Here is a 16963-nt window from a genome sequence, read left to right as displayed (position 1 = left end):
GAAGAGAAGTGGCCCGTCAGGCGGGATCCTGTTTATCCAGATAGAGTTCGACGATGCTGGAGAAATCCCGACTCCCCTGCCCCTGAGCGGCATGCAGGTTGAACAGGTTGCGCGCCAGCGCCCCCATGGGCACCGCGCTGTGGCCATGCTCGGCCAGCGCCATGGCCAGCCCCAGATCTTTCACCATCAGGCGGGTCATAAACCCTCCCTGATAGTTGCGGGCGGCAGGGACATTCTCCATCACCCCGGGCCAGGGGTTATAGCGCTCCAGACTCCAGTTGTTGCCGGAGCTCTTGCCCATGATGGTGGAAAGCACGGCGGGATCCAGCCCCTCCTTCACCCCGAGCGCCAGCGCCTCGGCGGTACCCGCCATGTGGATCGCGAGCAGCATGTTGTTACACATCTTGGCGATCTGCCCGGCTCCCAGCGCCCCGGCGTGAAACAGGTTCTGCCCCATGCAGGCGAGCAGAGGTTTCGCCGCCTCGAAATCCGCCGCGTCGCCGCCGACGATAAAGGTGAGCGTCCCGGCTGCCGCACCGGCGACACCGCCCGACACGGGGGCATCGATAAAGCGCAAGCCGCGCGCGCGGGCCGCCTCCCCGACCTGACGGGCAGAGTCGACATCGATGGTGGAGCAGTCGATCACCAGTGCGCCAACCGGCAGGGCAGCCAGCAGATCCTGCCCGCCCCGCTCACCATCGCTCTCGCCCAACCAGAGGGTGCGCACATGCTCCCCGGCAGGCAGCATGCTGATGACGACATCACTGCCAGTCACCGCTTCGCGGGCATCCCCCGCAGCGATGCAACCAGCCGCGATGGCTCGCTCGACACTTTGCGCAACCAGATCAAACACCTGCACCGTATGCCCAGCCCTGGCCAGATTGGCCGCCATGGGGCCACCCATGTTGCCGAGCCCGATAAATCCTATCCTTGTCATCCCGCTTGCTCCTTGCGTTGCTGATGGCGGCGTGCGCCGGTTCTATCCCTTATAGGCCAACGGATTACTCCCCTGCGGCCAGCGATAAAACTCATCCAGCCACTCCCCTTCCGGAGGCAACTGCTGCCAGCGGGGATCTTTATCCTTGTCGATCAGCAGTGCCCGTACCCCTTCCACAAAATCCCCCTTGAGCACGCAGTTGACCGAGAGGGTTAGCTCATCGGCAAATACTTCGGCCAGGGAGTGGCGACGAGCCTGCCAATACTGGCGCCACAAAATGGCGCGGCTGATGGGGCTGCCGGTGCGGCAGATCTCTTGCGCCTGCTGGAGCACAGCTTCATGTTCCTCGAACTGGGCCTCGAACAGCCGCGCCAATACCCCTTGCAGCGTGCGCCCCGCCAGCAGGGCATCGATCCTCTGTTGATGGGGCAGCAGCACAGACGCAGGCAAGCGGGCCGCCACCTCACGGTGCAAACCCCTCAGCAGCAGATCGATCTGCTCACGGGGATCACCACTGCCAGCCCAGTCGAGCACGGCGAGGTGTGACAACAGCGTACTGCGCTCACCACTGGCGATGGCATGATCCGCCAACCCGACCCCAAGGGCATCGGCGCCATTGAAACGGGCACCGGTCAGACCGAGCCAGAGCCCGAGTCGCCCCGGCATACGGCTTAAAAACCAGCTCGCCCCCACATCGGGGTAGAGGCCGATGGTCACCTCCGGCATGGCGAACAGGCTTCTTTCAGTGACAACCCGAAAATCGGCTCCGGCAAACAGGCCAATGCCGCCCCCCATGCAGATACCGTCCGCCACGCAGATCAGGGGCTTGCGATAACTGTGGATGTGGTGGTCGAGCCGGTACTCCTGCTCGAAAAAGTCGCGGGCATAGCCAAACAGTTCCGCCTCGCTCGCCTCCTGCTTGCGGTAATAGAAGGAGCGGATATCACCACCAGCACAAAACGCCTTCTCACCCGCCCCCTGCAGCAGCACACAGACGATGGCGGGATCCTGTTCCCAACGGGTCAGCGTCTGTTGCAGGATCTGGATCATCGGCAGGCTCAATGCGTTGAGAGACGCAGGGCTGTCGAGGGTCAACACCCCGATCTGATGGCCATCTTCGGTGGGATAACAGCTAACCTTGACCGGCTCACTCATAAACGGCTCCGTATGGATTTATTCTGTTGGGCCATATTGCCAGCGCGGTGAGCGTTTCTCCAGGAAGGCGGCCACCCCTTCACGCTGGTTGGCATCGGTAAAGAGATCGAGGAACAGCGCCCGCTCAAGGGGCAAGGCGGTATCACGCGGGCCGCTGCGGCCCTGATTGATCAGGGTTTTACAGGCGCGCAGGGCGCTCGGGCTCTGGCGAGCCACCAACTGCGCCATCTGGTGCGCCGCCTCCCACGCCTGACCGGTTTTTACCACCTCCTCCACCAGCCCCATCTCATAGGCCAGCGAGGCACTCACTTTCTCGCCGCAGAGGATCATCCGTTTGGCCCAGCCAGGCCCCACCAGTTCGGTCAGGCGCTGGGTACCTCCTGCACAGGGGAGCAAGCCCACAGATGCCTCCGGCAGTCCCAGCAGCGCCTGCTGCTCGGCGATGCGGATATCACAGGCCAGCGCCACTTCCAGCCCGCCCCCCATGGCATAGCCATTGATGGCGGCGATACTGACCCCGTGAAAACGGGCCAACGCCTCGAAGGCCTTGCCAAAGGCGTCGACGACCTGGCGAGCCAGCTCGACATCCCCCTCGACAAACATATTGAGGTCGGCACCGGCGCAGAAGAATTTGTCGCCCGCGCCGCGGATCACCAGCGCCACCACGTCGGGGCGGCTGTCGAGCTCCACCATCATCTGCAAAAAGGCTTGCAGGCTGGCGAGGGTCCAGGTGTTGGCTGGCGGATGGTCGAGGGTGATATAGGCCACGTGGCCATGATATTCGAGTCTGATCCTTGTCATAACATTGTCCTTGTCGATGAAGCTGCCGCCATGATGACAGGCTTGAATGACGCCAACCTGTGGCTGGCTCATAAAGCCGAAACCGGCATGGCATGGCGCAAATCGGGTGGCTGGCGACACACCCTAGGTGCGACCGCCGGTTAGCCCAGCGATAAGCCGGGATCGGCCAGCAGGCGGCGAGCGATGATGAGTCGCATCACCTCGTTGGTGCCCTCCAGAATGCGGTGTACCCGGGTATCGCGCAGATAGCGCTCGAGCGGATACTCGCGGGTATAACCATAGCCGCCAAAGAGTTGCAGAGCCTCATCGCAGACTCGATAACCCACATCGGTGGCAAAACGCTTGGCCATAGCGCACCAGGCACTCTTGTCGGGTGCCCCGCGATCCAGCTTGTCGGCGGCCTGACGTACCAGCAGGCGGGCGGCAGCCAGCTCGGTCGCCATATCGGCCAGGCGAAACTGCACGCTCTGGAACTCGCTGATCGGGCGACCAAATTGCTGACGCTGCTGCACATAGGCCAGCGCATCATCCAGCGCCTGCTGGGCGGTGCCCACCGAACAGGTGGCGATATTGATGCGCCCCCCATCGAGGGCCTGCATGGCAAATTTGAACCCTTCCCCCTCCTCACCCAGTCGGTAGCTGGCGGGAATACGCACCCCGTTGAACGCCACTTCCCGGGTCGGCTGGCTGTTCCAGCCCAGCTTCTCTTCGGGCTTGCCATAGGCGATGCCCACGCTCTCGGCCGGCACCATAAAGGCGGAGATACCACTCGCCCCCTCACCACCAGTGCGCGCCATCACCACCAGCACATCGCTGCTGCCCGCCCCCGAGATAAAGACCTTGGTCCCCTCGATGAGGTAGCTGTCGCCCTCGCGCACCGCCCGGGTCTTGAGGGCTGCGGCATCGGAGCCCGCACCCGGCTCGGTAAGGCAATATGATCCCAACAGCTCGCCGCTGGCCAGTTTGGGTACCCACTCCTTGGCAACCTCGGTGGGCAGCCAGCTGCCCAGCATCCAGCTCACCATGTTGTGAATGGTCAGATAAGCCGTGGTCGAGGTACAGCCCATGGCGAGGCGCTCGAAGATGAGGCTCGCATCGAGACGAGGCAGCCCCAATCCGCCAAACTGCTCCGGGGTATAGAGACCGCAAAAACCGAGCTCGGCCGCCTGCTTGATGGTCGGGATCGGAAACTCATGCTCCTTGTCCCAGCGCGCGGCATGGGGTTTGAGCGCCTCATCGGCAAAGGCGGCGGCCGCCTCCACATACGCCTGTTGATCATCTGTCAGGGTAAAATCCATCTCGTCGTTCGCTCCCTTGTTGCCCCGCGCTTATTTTCCTGCGTTAGCGCTTTATGACGCGGCGCCCACACGCTGCGTCAGTCGGATCTGCCACTATGGCGCTGTTGTCGTGGTAGCTGATGACGCCCTCACTACCACCGCTTTATCAACACACAACAGATTAACAATTGATTTACGTTTACGCTAACGTAAACTTGTGGCAGAAGTGAAGTACAAAATGGACCGACCACTGCCAGCCTTGAAGTCGAGTCAGCCGGTCGAACCAACCTTCCTACCCGACTGTCATATCCGCAAGGAGAGCATGGATGCAGATGGATGAGACCCTGAATGCCCTGACCGAACAGGTTGCGGCCTTCTGCCAGAAAGTGATCGCCCCGCGCGCCAGCGAGATCGATCAGAGCAATGCCTTCCCCCGTGATCTCTGGCCCCGGATGGGTGAGCTGGGGCTGCACGGCATCACGGTGGCGGAGGAGTATGACGGGGTGAATCTCGGCTATCTGGCCCACGTGCTGGTGATGGAGCAGGTGAGCCGTGCCAGCGCCTCGGTCGGTCTCTCCTACGGCGCCCACTCCAATCTATGCATCAACCAGATCCACCGCCACGGCACGCCGGAACAGAAAGCCCGCTATCTGCCGCCACTGGTGAGCGGCGAGCATGTGGGGGCGCTGGCCATGAGCGAGCCGGGCGCGGGATCCGACGTGGTGAGCATGCGACTCACCGCCGTGCGCGAGGGGGATCACTTCGTGCTGAACGGCAACAAGATGTGGATCACCAACGGCCCGGATGCCGACACCTTCGTCATCTATGCCAAGACCGATGCCGCCGCGGGGCCCAAAGGGATTTCAGCCTTTATCGTCGAGGCGGGCACTCCCGGTTTCACTACCGCCCAGAAGCTCGACAAGCTGGGGATGCGCGGCTCCAGCACCTGCGAGCTGGTGTTTGACAACTGCCGGGTGCCGCAGGAGAACCTGCTGGGCCCGCTGCACGGCGGGGTCAAGGTGCTTATGAGCGGCCTCGACTACGAGCGAGTGGTACTGGCTGCGGGCCCCCTTGGCATCATGCAGGCCTGCATGGACGTGGTGCTGCCCTATGTGCGCGAGCGCAAGCAGTTCGGCCAGGCCATCGGCGAGTTCCAGTTGGTGCAGGGCAAGCTCGCCGACATGTACACCCGCCTCGCCAGCAGCCGGGCACTGGTCTACTCGGTGGCGAGTGCCTGCGATCAGGGCCGCACCAGCCGTAAAGATTGCGCCGCCGCCATCCTGTTTGCCGCCGAAAATGCCACCCAGATGGCGCTCGATGCCATCCAGCTGCTGGGGGGCAACGGCTACATCAACGAATACCCCACCGGCCGCCTGCTGCGGGACGCCAAACTCTACGAGATCGGCGCCGGCACCTCGGAGATCCGCCGCTGGCTGATTGGTCGCGAGCTGATGGGAGAGAACGCATGAGCAGGATCCACTCCCGCCTCGACACGGCGAGTCCGGAATATGCGGCCAATCGGGCCGCCATGCAGGGGCTGGTCGACGATCTCCACGCCCGCATTGCCGAGATCGCGCAAGGAGGCGGCGCGGCCAACAACGCCCGCCATCAGGCCCGTGGCAAGCTGCTGCCCCGCGAGCGCATCAACCAGCTGCTGGACCCGGGCTCCCCGTTTCTCGAGCTGTCGGCGCTGGCTGGCTGGCAGGTCTATGACGAGCCGGTGCCCGCCGCTGGCATCATCACCGGCATCGGCCGGGTCTCTGGCAGGCTCTGCATGCTGGTGGTGAACGACGCAACCGTAAAGGGCGGTACTTACTACCCGCTCACAGTGAAAAAGCACCTGCGCGCCCAGGCCATCGCAGAGCGGCTGCGCCTCCCCTGCCTCTATCTGGTGGATTCAGGCGGCGCCTTCTTGCCGATGCAGGATGAGGTGTTCCCCGACCGGGATCACTTTGGCCGCATCTTCTACAACCAGGCCCGCATGTCGGCCCAAAACATCCCCCAGCTGGCGGTGGTAATGGGGCTCTGTACCGCCGGGGGTGCCTACGTCCCCGCCATGGCGGACGAGTCGATCATGGTCAGGGAGCAAGCCACCATCTTTCTGGCGGGCCCGCCGCTGGTCAAAGCCGCCACCGGTGAGGAGATCAGCGCAGAAGCCCTGGGCGGCGCCGAAGTGCACTGCACCCACTCCGGAGTGGCGGATCATATGGCCCGTGACGATGCCCATGCGCTGGCCATCGCCCGCACCCTGCTCACCCATCTGGGCAATGACCATACTTCGGCCTCGGGCTTGACATCGCGCAGCGCAACCTACGATGAACCCGCCTACTCAACTCCCTGTTACCCGATAGAGGAGATCTACGGTCTGGTGGGCACCAGTCTCAAACGCCCTTACGATGCGCGGGAGCTGATCGCCCGACTGGTGGATGGCTCGGACTTTGACGAATTCAAGGCGCTGTTCGGCACCACCCTGGTGACCGGCTTTGCCCGTATTTGCGGCATGGAGGTGGGGATCCTCGCCAACAACGGCGTGCTGCACAGCGACAGCGCCCAGAAGGGGGCCCACTTTATCCAGCTCTGTAACCGGCGCGCCATCCCGCTGCTCTTTTTGCAGAACATCACAGGTTTTATGGTGGGGAGTAGCGCAGAAAAGGAGGGGATCGCCAAGCACGGCGCCAAGCTGGTCACCACCGTGGCCTGCAGCCGGGTGCCCAAGATCACCCTGATCGTCGGCGGCAGCTTCGGCGCCGGCAACTACGGCATGTGCGGCCGCGCCTATGAACCCGACTTTCTCTTTAGCTGGCCCAACAGCCGCATCTCTGTCATGGGGGGCGAGCAAGCTGCCGGAGTGCTGGTGCAGGTGCGCCGGGACAAACTGGCGACCGAGGGCAAGAGCCTGAGCGAGCAGGAAGCAGCCGCCATCCGCGCCCCGGTGATAGAACAGTATGAGCACCAGGGTCACCCCTACTACGCCAGCTCCCGCCTCTGGGATGACGGCGTCATCGACCCGGCCCAGAGCCGCACCGTACTGGCGCTGGCACTGGCGGCCTGTCAGGGTGCCCGCATTGAACCCGAGCAGTACGGCATCTTCCGGATGTAAGGAGCAAGCACATGTCCGATCCACTCACTTCCCCTGCACTCAGCTCTTCAGCCCAGAACCCGTTTCGGCTGGAACGGCACGGCCCGCTGGCCGAGCTGGTGCTTTCGCGTCCGGCCCGCCACAACGCCTTTGATGCCGACCTGATGCTGGGGCTGCTCGACTGCCTCGACGATCTGGCCCATCTCCATGGTCATGATCTCGCCGAACGTCCCCATGCTTTGCTGCTGCGGGCCGAGGGCAAACACTTTTGCGCGGGCGCCGATCTCAACTGGATGCGCAATCTGGCCCATGCCGATTTCGATCACAATCGCGAAGACGCCCGGGTACTGGCGCGGCTGATGCAGACCCTCGATGAGCTCCCCTTCCCCACGGTGGCGCTGGTGCAAGGGGCTGCCTACGGCGGTGCTCTGGGCTTGATCTGCGCCTGCGATCTGGTGCTGGCCAGCGATGATGCCCGCTTCTGCCTCTCCGAGGTGAGCCTTGGCCTGGTGCCTGCGGTGATCAGCCCCTACGTAGTGCGCACCATGGGGATGCGTCAGGCGCGCCGCTACATGCTCAGCGCCGAGCCGTTCGATGCCATCACTGCCTGCCGCCTCAATGTGGCGCACCAGCTCTGCAAGCCGGAGCAACTGCTGGCGGAAGGGCGGGCGCAAGCCCTGCGTCTGTGCCGCAACGGGCCGGAAGCGATGAAAGAGACCAAACGACTGCTGGCGGCCATAGAGGCCCATCCTTCCCGCCTGCACGAAGAGAAAACCGTCGAGACCATCGCCCGAGTACGAGTGGGGCTCGAAGCCCAGGAGGGGATGCAGGCCTTCTTCGACAAACGCCCTCCCGCCTGGCGTCCCCGCTTCAAGGATGAGACATGACCCATCACACTCCGATTAAACGTCTGTTGATCGCTAATCGCGGCGAAATCGCCGTGCGCATCATCAAGACGGCGAAACGCCTCGGCATCCACACCATAGCCCTCTACTCCGATGCCGACGCCCATGCCATGCACACCCGTCTGGCCGATGAGGCCTGGCATTTGGGGCCCGCACCGGCCAGAGAGAGCTATCTCGACACCGGCAAAGTGCTGAAGATTGCCAAAGAGGCCCGCACCGATGCCATCCACCCTGGCTACGGTTTTCTGTCTGAAAACAGCGACTTTGCCACCGCCTGCGAACAACGCGGCGTGCGCTTTATCGGTCCAAGCGGCGCCGCCATTCTCGCCATGGGTGACAAATCGGGTGCCAAGGCGCTGATGCAGGCCGCCGGCGTACCTGTGCTGCCCGGCTATCACGGCACGGATCAGAGACCGGACTTTTTGCGCGATCAGGCGAGCCAGATTGGCTTCCCGCTACTTATCAAGGCCGCCAGTGGCGGCGGTGGCAAGGGGATGCGCCGGGTCGATCAGCTGGCCGACTTTGACGAGTCGCTGGCGGCAGTCAAACGGGAAGCCAAGGCCGCCTTTGGCGACGATCTGGTGCTGCTGGAGCGCTATCTGCCCCAGGCTCGCCATGTTGAGGTGCAGGTCTTTGCCGATAGCCTCGGCAACGCCATCTATCTGGGGGACAGGGACTGCTCCTTGCAACGACGCCATCAGAAGGTGATCGAAGAGGCGCCCGCCCCCGACATCCCTCCGGCTCTGCGCCGCGCCATGGGGGAGGCAGCCGTGGCCGCAGCCAAGGCCATCCACTATCAGGGGGCTGGCACCATCGAGTTCCTACTCTGCAAGGATGAGTTCTTCTTTATGGAGATGAACACCCGGCTGCAAGTGGAGCATCCGGTCACCGAAGCAGTGACCGGGCAGGATCTGGTGGCCTGGCAGCTGGCCATAGCCGAGGGCAAGCCGCTGCCACTCACTCAGGAGGAAGTGGTGCTGCGCGGCCATGCGGTGGAAGCGCGCCTCTACGCCGAGGATGTGGCGGCCGGTTTTCTGCCCGCCAGCGGGCCTATCCACTGGCTCCACTGGCCCGTTGGCGTGCGCATCGACACCGGCGTTACCGCTGGCGATGAGGTAAGCCCCTATTACGATCCCATGCTCGCCAAGCTGATCGCCCACGGCCAGAGTCGCGCCGAGGCGTTCGCCAAACTGGCCGATGCGCTGGCGGCGCTGGATCTCGGCCCGCTGGTGCACAACGGCCCGCTGCTGCTGCGCCTGTGTGAAGAGCCTGACGTCCTGGCCATGCGCCACCATACCCAGTGGCCCATCCCCACCACAGCGCAGCCCATTCCTGAGCTCGCCTGGCCGCTGGCCACTCTCTGGCTGGCGAGCCGCCCTGCGGGCCACTCCCCCTGGCAGCAAGCTTGCGGATTTCGGCTGGGACCGGATCGCTGCTGGACGGCGGCGGTGCGCATCAGTGATGAGCGCCGGGTATTGACCCTTCACGATCGTGACGGTCAGTTTGTATGGCAAGGGGAGACCTGTTGCTACCAGAGAGGCGATGACCATATCCGCCTGCAACAGGGGGGCTGCTGGCAGCAGATCTCCGTCCAAACGGTCGCAGGCACAGATGCAACCTTCATCATGACCCTGGGGGGCCAGCGCATCCGTTGCGCAGCCGATGATCAACAGCACAGTCACCACCATGATCAGGCAAATGACAAGGCGCAGGGCGCTATCGCCCCGATGCACGGCATCGTGGTGGCCGTACTGGTCGAGCAGGGACAAGCGGTCAGCAAGGGGCAACCCCTGCTGGTGCTGGAAGCGATGAAGATGGAGCACCAGTTACGCGCAGAGCGGGACGGGGTTATCGAGGCCCTGCAGTGCAAGCAGGGTGAGCAGGTAAGCCAGGGGGCCGTGCTGGTGCGCTTTGCCGATGCCGATACAGATGCCGCCCCGGAGCATAACGCCATCAACCAACAAGCGAGTAACCCATGACGAGAGGATCAGCAATGCAGGATGACAAGGTCAGTCTGGTGGAGATGGGGCCGCGCGATGGCCTGCAAAATGAAGCCAGCCCGCTGGCACTGATCCAGCGGCTGGAGCTGATCCAGCGACTGGCCGACAGCGGCCTACAGCGCATCGAGGTCGGCGCCTTTGTCTCTGCCAAAAAGGTGCCGCAGATGGCGGACTCCGCCGCACTTTTTCAGGCATTGCCGCGCAAGGGGCCGACCCGTTACGGCGCGCTGGTGCCCAACCTGCAAGGCTTGCAGGCCGCCATTGCCGCCCGCGCCGACGAGATTGGTCTCTTCACCGCCTGCTCTGACGGCTTTACCCGCGCCAATATCGGCATCAGCGTCGAAGAATCCCTGGTGCGCTTCGCTCCGCTAGTGCAGGAGGCGCGCCGCCTCGGCATCAAGGTGCGCGGTTACCTCTCCACCGTCATCGCCTGCCCGTTCGATGGCCCGACCCGCCCGAAACGGGTCGCCGCCATGGCGGAACAGCTGCTGGATCTCGGCTGCCACGAAATTTCGCTGGGGGACACCATCGGCGTTGGCACCCCGGGCACTGTAGTCCCGATGCTGGATGCGGTGCTGCACGAGATCCCGGCTGGTCGGCTCGCGGTCCATTTTCACGACACCTACGGCCAGGGCTTGGCCAATTTGCTGCCCGTGCTGGAGCGTGGTATTCGCACCATCGACTGCTCGGTGGCGGGCCTTGGCGGCTGCCCCTATGCACCGGGTGCCTCCGGCAATGTGGCGACAGAAGAGGTGGTCTACCTGCTGCATGGCCTTGGCATGATGACGGGGGTGGATCTCGACAAACTGGCGGCCACCGGCCAGTGGGTCAGCGAGCAGCTCGGCCGCCCCAACGGCTCGCGAGTCGGTCAGGCCCTGCACGCCAATGCCGAGCGGCTGCGTGCCCGCCTCTGCCAGCCATCTTCCCACTGACAGGAGGCATCACCATGTCCCGTTCCCAGCCCGGCAAGGAGATCACCTACAGCATCTCGGAGCTGGCCCACGAGTTCGATATCACGCCGCGCACCATCCGCTACTACGAGGATGAGGGGCTGCTCACCCCGCAGCGGGAGGGGCAAACCCGCATCTACAGTCACAAGGAGAAGACCCGCCTGAAATTAACCCTGCGCGGCAAGCGGCTGGGGTTTAGCCTGGCCGAGATCCGCGAGCTGTTCGAGATGTATGACACTGACAGATCGAGCAACACCCAGCTCAACTCGATGATCCAGCTTATTGATGAAAAACGCAGCGCGTTGCGCCAGCAACTGGACGATATCCAGATGGTGATGGCCGAGCTGGAGGCGGCCGAACAGCGCTGTGTTAATTCCCTTAACAGCTTGAAAAGCAGCGCAGATTAACCGAATCTGGGAACATGCCATTGCCCTGGTGAACCCATGAAATATTGGTGCTGGTTTTTGTTGTTATTCAGCCTGTCCGGTTGGAGCCGTCCCCTGATCAAGGTTGGCGGTTATCCCTATGCCCCCTTCGTGGTCAAGATCTCCGATTCACACTATGAAGGGCTGACCCTGGATCTTATCGACCAGCTCAACAACATCCAGCAAGAGGTGAGCTTCGTGTTTGTCCCCACCTCGGCCGCCAACCGCTACAAGGCGCTTGATATGGGCCGTTTTTCCCTGATGCTGTTTGAAGACAGCAACTGGGGCTGGCAAGCCGATAAATTCAAGATGACCGCCCCCTTTCTCGGGGGCGGTGAAGTCTATGTCGCGCTCCAGAAAGCGGGTCGGGATCAGCGCTTTTTCGACGATCCGGCCAGCCATCACCTCATCGGGGTGACCGGCTATCACTATGGCGTCGGTCAGTTCAATGCCGATCCCGCCTACCTCAAACGCACACTGAATATCACGCTGGTTAAAGACAATATCAGCGCATTGCAAGCCCTGCTCAAAGGGCGTGGCGAGGTGGCCATTCTCAACGTCTCATACCTTAACCAGTATCTGCTGGCCCATCCCGACACTGCCGACCAGCTGCTGATCTCGCAAAAATGGGATCAACAGTATCAACACCGCACCATTCTTCACCCTGCGGCCCCCATTACCCCTGCCCAGTTGGAGCAGTGGCTGACAGCCCTGCAGAAAAAGGGTGAACTGGATCGCCTTTGGACAAAGTACGGCGTACAACAGCACGCAACCCCATGATTACTATCCCGCTTTTCTGTACCATAGAGGGAACCAAATGGGAGTGCATCATATGAACACCACCAAGCCCGCGTTCCCCAAGCTTCGCCTGTTGCGCTACCTTGCTTACGCTTTCCTGCTTCTGCTGATCCTGATCACCCTGCTGTTGTGGCAGACACCCCGACTTGTCCAGCGCTATCTGCCCGGCTGGCTGGCCGAACATTACGGCCTGCAGCTGACGCTGGGGGAGATTGACGTAGGCTTGCTCCACCCTTCCCTCACCCTTGGCGCGACTGCACTGCTCGATGCCAAGCAGCAGCCAATCGTCAGTTTTGAGCAGCTCTTGATCACCCCCAACCTGCACGCCAGTTGGCAGCAAAAGGGGGTTGTTCTCTCCGCCGTCACCCTGACCAAACCCGTGGTACTGCTGCAACGGCTGGCAGACAAAAAAGGGGACGTTCGACTCAATCTGACCGATGCGCTGGCCACAGTGCTCGCCCCTGCGCCCTCCCCCGAGCCCGCGACGGCGAGCGCCCCGCTGCTGGTCGACATTGCCAGCATCGCTGTCACTGACGGTCATGTGCGCTATCAGGATCAACGCAAGGAGAACGAACCCGGCTGGCTGCCCCCCCTAAATCTGGAGAAAGTGACCCTTAAGCTCGATAACCTGCGCACCGAGGCGAATCACCCGACCGCCTATCAGCTCAATGCCGCCATCAACGGCAAAAGTAGCCTCGCCGCCCACGGCAAACTCGATGTGATGAGCGGCATGGGTCAGGGCAAGCTGAGCCTCAAGCAGGTCGAACTGAAACCCTTTGCCCCACTCTGGGCCCCCTACCTCAAGCTGGATCTGGCCAAGGGACACGCCAACGCAGAAGTGGAATACCTGCTCAAAGAGAGCAAGCAAGGAGTGCTGTGGCAATTGTCCAAAGGCAAACTGACCCTGGACAACTGGCAGCTTAAAAAACACAAGGGCGACGAGTTTGCCCGCTTCAGCCAGCTGGCCCTCAGCGAACTGGCGATCGATGGCCAGAAGCAGACACTCCAGATCGGCAAGGTGACCCTGCAGCAACCCCTCCTCAAAGCCACCCTCAACGCACAGCAGGAGCTGGATCTGACGGATCTGCTCATTGAGCAAGCACCAGCCAACCCCGTCAAAGATGCCAAAGGCGCCAAAGCTGCCAAACCGACCGCCGCAGACAAACCTTGGCAGTGGCAAATCAAACAAATCGCCATCGACAAGGGTGATCTCACCCTTACCGAATCGAGCAGCGGCAAACCGCTGGCACGCCAGCTCTCCGGCCTCAAGCTGGCGCTGGGGCCATTGGGCAGCAAGGGGGAGCAATCGAGCAAACTGACCCTGGCCACCCACTTCAACCAGAACAGCCCCCTCGCCTTTGATGGCCAACTGACCCTGACCCCTTTCGCCTTACGCGGCGACATCAGCCAGCAGGGGCTGCCCCTAGCACTGGCGCAGCCCTATCTGGCTAATCTGCTGCGCATCAAGCTGCAAAACGGGCAGCTGAGCAGCAAGACCAGGCTTGATCTCGCCACCACGGCGCAAGGGGCGCTGGGTAAACTGACCCTGCAAGGAGGCCTTGATATCAGCGGGCTCAAAGTGGTCGATCGAGCTGACAACCAGCGACTACTCGAGATCAGCAAGCTCCAGCTCACCGGCCTCGATTATGATGGCATCAGCCAGCAGATGCGGATCAAGGACATTGCCCTGAGCAAACCCTTTGCTCGCATCGAGATCAACGAGGATGGCATCACTAACCTGCAACAACTGCTGCTGCCGCAACCTGCATCGGGCAAAGGCGCTCAAGCGGCTGCAGACAGCAAGACGACCGCTGGCAGCAAGGGCCCCGACTTTCGCTTCACCATCGACCAGTTGCGCACCGAGCAGGGCAACTTGCGCTTTGCCGATCGCAGCCTGAGTCAGGATTTCGTGGCCGATATCGCCTCGCTGGGCGGTCAGAGCCGCCATATCAGCAATATTCCGGGCCAACGTTCTGATCTTGCCTTCAACGGCAAGGTGGATCGCTATGCACCAGTGACAATTCGTGGCGGCACCAACCTGCTGGTCCCCAACCCGATCCTCGATATCGCAGTGGCCTTCCACAATCTGGAGCTCACCACCTTTACCCCCTATTCGGGCACCTATGCCGGTTATGCCATCGACAAGGGCCAGCTCTCCATGAAGCTGCACTACAAGCTGGAGGGCAACCGGCTGGAGGGGGATAACGACATCACCATCAAGAAGTTGCAACTGGGCGAGAAGATCAAGAGCGAGCAGGCCAAGGATCTGCCGCTGGGGCTGGCCATCGCCCTGCTGAGCGATGCCAACGGGGTCATCCAGATGAACCTCAAGGTGAAGGGGGATCTGGATCAACCTGACTTCAGCATCGGCAATATCTTCTGGGACGTGCTGGGCAACACCCTGAGCAAGGCGATCACCTCCCCCTTCTCCCTGCTCGCCTCACTGGCCGATGGCACCGAAGATCTCGATGAACTCCCCTTCCTGCCGGGAGACCCCGACCTGACCCAAACCCAGCTGGACAAACTGGCCAAGCTGGCGCAGGCCCTCAAGGATCGGCCAAAGCTCAACATGAACATTCGCGGCAAGGTCAATTTCAACGAGGAGCGCCCCATACTGCAACGGCAGAAACTGGAGCGAGTGCTGGCCAAGCTCACCGGCAATCAGGCTGATCTCGACTTGCTGGAACAAGATCCTGACCTGCAGGAGGCGCTAGCGAAAGCCTATGAAGAGCGCTTTGGCGAAGATCTGGAAGATCTGGCCGACCGCCTCAGTCTGGATGAAGAGAGCCCAGCCTTGCGGGCCCAAGCTATCGCCCTGCTGCAGGAGCAACAACTCATCACTGCCAAATCCCTGCGCAATCTCGCCATGCGCCGCGCCCAAAATACCAAGGAGTTTCTGGTCGACAGCCAGGGGATCGCCCCGGAACGGCTGTTTGTACTCGACAGTCAGGTCAAGGAGGAGGACAAGGAGGCGAAAGTGGTGCTGACGCTGGATCAGTAAATCAGCCCCTTTTATCATTGCGTAATAAAAAACACCCTTTCAACTTTTTTGACACCTTTTGCTCACCAAACAACCTGATTTGGTGAGCATTTAGCCTGCCACACAAATAATCACGTAGTTTTTTTACGTTTTTTGCATCTTCCCCCCTTGCAGGAGATCTATCCCCTGCTTAAAATCGCGCGTCTTTTGTTAACCCCCCACCTCTATTTTTGGAGAACGCCACGTGAGCGAAAAATTGGCCAACCCTGCCCCTCTGGGTCTGATGGGTTTCGGTATGACCACTATCCTGCTGAACATCCATAACGCAGGTTTCTTTCCCATCAGCGCCATGATCCTGGCCATGGGCCTGTGCTACGGCGGTATGGCCCAGATCGTCGCGGGTATCATGGAGTACAAGCGTGGCAACACCTTCGGTGTGACCGCCTTTATCTCCTACGGTTTCTTCTGGTTGAGCCTGGTGTTCCTGCTGGTGATGCCGACCATGGGTCTGGCCGAAGCCACCCCGCACGCCTACATGGGCTGGTATCTGCTGCTGTGGGGTGTCTTCACCCTGTTCATGCTGGTAGGTACTGTCAACTACCCACGTGCCAAGCAGTTCGTGTTCGCCTCCCTGACCGTGCTGTTCTTCCTGCTGGCCGCCCGTGACTTCACCGGCAGCACCCTGATCGGCACCATCGCCGGTTTCGAAGGCATCATCTGTGGCGCCAGCGCTATCTACCTGGCCATGGCCACCGTGATCAACGAGCAGTTCGGCCGCACCGTGATGCCGATCGGCGATCACAAGAAAGCCGCCGCCGTACAGCTGAAAGCCGCTGCCTGATAGGCAAGCGATTCAGATTGTGAAAAAGGCACCTTCGGGTGCCTTTTTGCTATCTCGCAAAGCTGATCTGCCAGCGAATACGCCACACACTCTTCCTTTTCAGCCGTACCGTCGGGTATTCCCGCCTCGGATATTGCCGCATCCCTCGTTATCCCCCCACCCTCATTGACCTCTTTTGGCCGCCCCAGATCAGTCATATACGCGGATTAACAGCAAGTTCAGGGAACAAGTGAACCGGTTGTGGGCCTTGCAGCAGGCAAGAGCATCAAGACAAGTATCCTTGAAGGTGGCAGAGACGCCCGCAGCGGGCATTGTAGACAGGTTGAGCGAGCGCAGCGGAATCCCTCAAGCTGCGCTCCTTAGAGCTCTCGCAATAACTGTACTCAGACTGATAATAACTCCTGCTATCTGATAGATGACTATGTTAGCAGTAGGCTCATTTGGTATGCTGGATAAATACAAATAATTATATCAAGGGATATATATGTCAAAGGCCGCCCCTCCCCCCCACGCCCCCCGGTGATTCGTCCTGGAGAACTCGCTGTTCGATATGCTGGGAGCCTTTTATGGCATCCGCTAAATGAAAGTACATATGCAAGATTCAAGGGCATTTCTGTTCTAGAACCTGATGCTCATGAAAAGCTAGCAGTAAATAATTCTACACTCTCAAATTTACTACAGCGTTCGCTCATGTACAGGACCTTAAGCGTTGAGCCCCTTTAAAACGCCTTCCAAGGTCCTGTTCTGTATCGATTTTCTCTGCTTGGTTCGGCAGGCGTTCTTTGCCAAATAATCAGCTGCCCATTCCAGTCTTT

At 61.3% G+C, this 16963-nt stretch carries 13 protein-coding genes; 9 read left to right on the top strand and 4 right to left on the bottom strand.

The window, feature by feature from the left end; genetic code table 11:
• Positions 1–16: 16 nt before the first annotated feature.
• From mmsB to BN4575_RS19735, 4 genes are all read right to left on the bottom strand, one after another.
• Positions 17–937 carry a 3-hydroxyisobutyrate dehydrogenase gene (gene mmsB, locus BN4575_RS19750; RefSeq protein ID WP_068979473.1) on the bottom strand — a complete coding sequence of 307 codons (921 nt, stop codon included), beginning with the start codon at positions 935–937 and terminating at the stop codon, positions 17–19.
• A 42-nt stretch (positions 938–979) separates the two neighbouring features.
• A complete protein-coding gene (locus BN4575_RS19745) occupies positions 980–2092 on the bottom strand; it encodes an enoyl-CoA hydratase/isomerase family protein (RefSeq protein ID WP_068979472.1) in 1113 nt (370 codons plus the stop codon).
• Between the two features lie 18 nt (positions 2093–2110).
• On the bottom strand, positions 2111–2893 hold the full coding sequence (locus BN4575_RS19740) for an enoyl-CoA hydratase (RefSeq protein ID WP_068979481.1): 783 nt from the start codon (positions 2891–2893) through the stop codon (positions 2111–2113).
• A 140-nt stretch (positions 2894–3033) separates the two neighbouring features.
• A complete protein-coding gene (locus BN4575_RS19735; protein WP_068979471.1) occupies positions 3034–4191 on the bottom strand; it encodes an acyl-CoA dehydrogenase family protein in 1158 nt (385 codons plus the stop codon).
• Between the two features lie 305 nt (positions 4192–4496).
• On the opposite strand from BN4575_RS19735, the gene BN4575_RS19730 reads away from it, so the two are divergent.
• The 9 genes from BN4575_RS19730 (at position 4497) to BN4575_RS19690 (ending at position 16148) form a co-directional block, all read left to right on the top strand.
• Positions 4497–5639, top strand: a complete 1143-nt coding sequence (locus tag BN4575_RS19730) for an isovaleryl-CoA dehydrogenase (RefSeq protein ID WP_068979470.1) — start codon at positions 4497–4499, stop codon at positions 5637–5639.
• On the top strand, positions 5636–7270 hold the full coding sequence (locus BN4575_RS19725) for a carboxyl transferase domain-containing protein (protein ID WP_068979469.1): 1635 nt from the start codon (positions 5636–5638) through the stop codon (positions 7268–7270). Before BN4575_RS19730 ends, BN4575_RS19725 begins: the two co-directional genes overlap by 4 nt.
• 11 nt (positions 7271–7281) lie before the next feature.
• A complete protein-coding gene (locus BN4575_RS19720; protein WP_068979468.1) occupies positions 7282–8136 on the top strand; it encodes an enoyl-CoA hydratase-related protein in 855 nt (284 codons plus the stop codon).
• Positions 8133–10133, top strand: a complete 2001-nt coding sequence (locus BN4575_RS19715) for an ATP-binding protein (RefSeq protein ID WP_068979467.1) — start codon at positions 8133–8135, stop codon at positions 10131–10133. Before BN4575_RS19720 ends, BN4575_RS19715 begins: the two co-directional genes overlap by 4 nt.
• A gap of 14 nt (positions 10134–10147) precedes the next feature.
• The gene (locus BN4575_RS19710) at positions 10148–11086 is read left to right on the top strand and encodes a hydroxymethylglutaryl-CoA lyase (RefSeq protein ID WP_141689886.1); all 939 of its coding nucleotides are present in this window, start codon (positions 10148–10150) and stop codon (positions 11084–11086) included.
• 14 nt (positions 11087–11100) lie between these two features.
• Positions 11101–11511 (top strand): MerR family transcriptional regulator, encoded by a 411-nt coding sequence (locus BN4575_RS19705; protein ID WP_068979465.1) that lies wholly within the window; start codon positions 11101–11103, stop codon positions 11509–11511.
• Between the two features lie 36 nt (positions 11512–11547).
• A complete protein-coding gene (locus BN4575_RS19700) occupies positions 11548–12309 on the top strand; it encodes a substrate-binding periplasmic protein (RefSeq protein ID WP_068979464.1) in 762 nt (253 codons plus the stop codon).
• 52 nt (positions 12310–12361) lie between these two features.
• Entirely contained in the window at positions 12362–15328 is a 2967-nt protein-coding gene (locus BN4575_RS19695) for a DUF748 domain-containing protein (RefSeq protein ID WP_068979463.1), read from the top strand.
• A 223-nt stretch (positions 15329–15551) separates the two neighbouring features.
• Positions 15552–16148, top strand: coding sequence for an acetate uptake transporter (locus BN4575_RS19690; protein WP_042062716.1), 597 nt, complete (start codon positions 15552–15554; stop codon positions 16146–16148).
• The last annotated feature ends 815 nt before the right edge of the window (positions 16149–16963 follow it).

This window comes from Aeromonas sp. EERV15 (genome assembly GCF_900079845.1).
GTDB classification, from domain to species: Bacteria; Pseudomonadota; Gammaproteobacteria; order Enterobacterales; family Aeromonadaceae; genus Aeromonas; species Aeromonas sobria.
Note: the sequence above shows the minus strand (reverse complement) of the source record. Positions and strands in the feature narration are given on the sequence as shown.

Excerpts from the sequence above, each read along its gene's own strand:
- mmsB (WP_068979473.1), bottom strand. The coding sequence starts at position 937 with ATGACAAGGATAGGATTTATCGGGCTCGGCAACATGGGTGGCCCCATG.
- BN4575_RS19745 (WP_068979472.1), bottom strand. The coding sequence starts at position 2,092 with ATGAGTGAGCCGGTCAAGGTTAGCTGTTATCCCACCGAAGATGGCCAT.
- BN4575_RS19740 (WP_068979481.1), bottom strand. The coding sequence starts at position 2,893 with ATGACAAGGATCAGACTCGAATATCATGGCCACGTGGCCTATATCACC.
- BN4575_RS19735 (WP_068979471.1), bottom strand. The coding sequence starts at position 4,191 with ATGGATTTTACCCTGACAGATGATCAACAGGCGTATGTGGAGGCGGCC.
- BN4575_RS19730 (WP_068979470.1), top strand. The coding sequence starts at position 4,497 with ATGCAGATGGATGAGACCCTGAATGCCCTGACCGAACAGGTTGCGGCC.
- BN4575_RS19725 (WP_068979469.1), top strand. The coding sequence starts at position 5,636 with ATGAGCAGGATCCACTCCCGCCTCGACACGGCGAGTCCGGAATATGCG.
- BN4575_RS19720 (WP_068979468.1), top strand. The coding sequence starts at position 7,282 with ATGTCCGATCCACTCACTTCCCCTGCACTCAGCTCTTCAGCCCAGAAC.
- BN4575_RS19715 (WP_068979467.1), top strand. The coding sequence starts at position 8,133 with ATGACCCATCACACTCCGATTAAACGTCTGTTGATCGCTAATCGCGGC.
- BN4575_RS19710 (WP_141689886.1), top strand. The coding sequence starts at position 10,148 with ATGCAGGATGACAAGGTCAGTCTGGTGGAGATGGGGCCGCGCGATGGC.
- BN4575_RS19705 (WP_068979465.1), top strand. The coding sequence starts at position 11,101 with ATGTCCCGTTCCCAGCCCGGCAAGGAGATCACCTACAGCATCTCGGAG.
- BN4575_RS19700 (WP_068979464.1), top strand. The coding sequence starts at position 11,548 with ATGAAATATTGGTGCTGGTTTTTGTTGTTATTCAGCCTGTCCGGTTGG.
- BN4575_RS19695 (WP_068979463.1), top strand. The coding sequence starts at position 12,362 with ATGAACACCACCAAGCCCGCGTTCCCCAAGCTTCGCCTGTTGCGCTAC.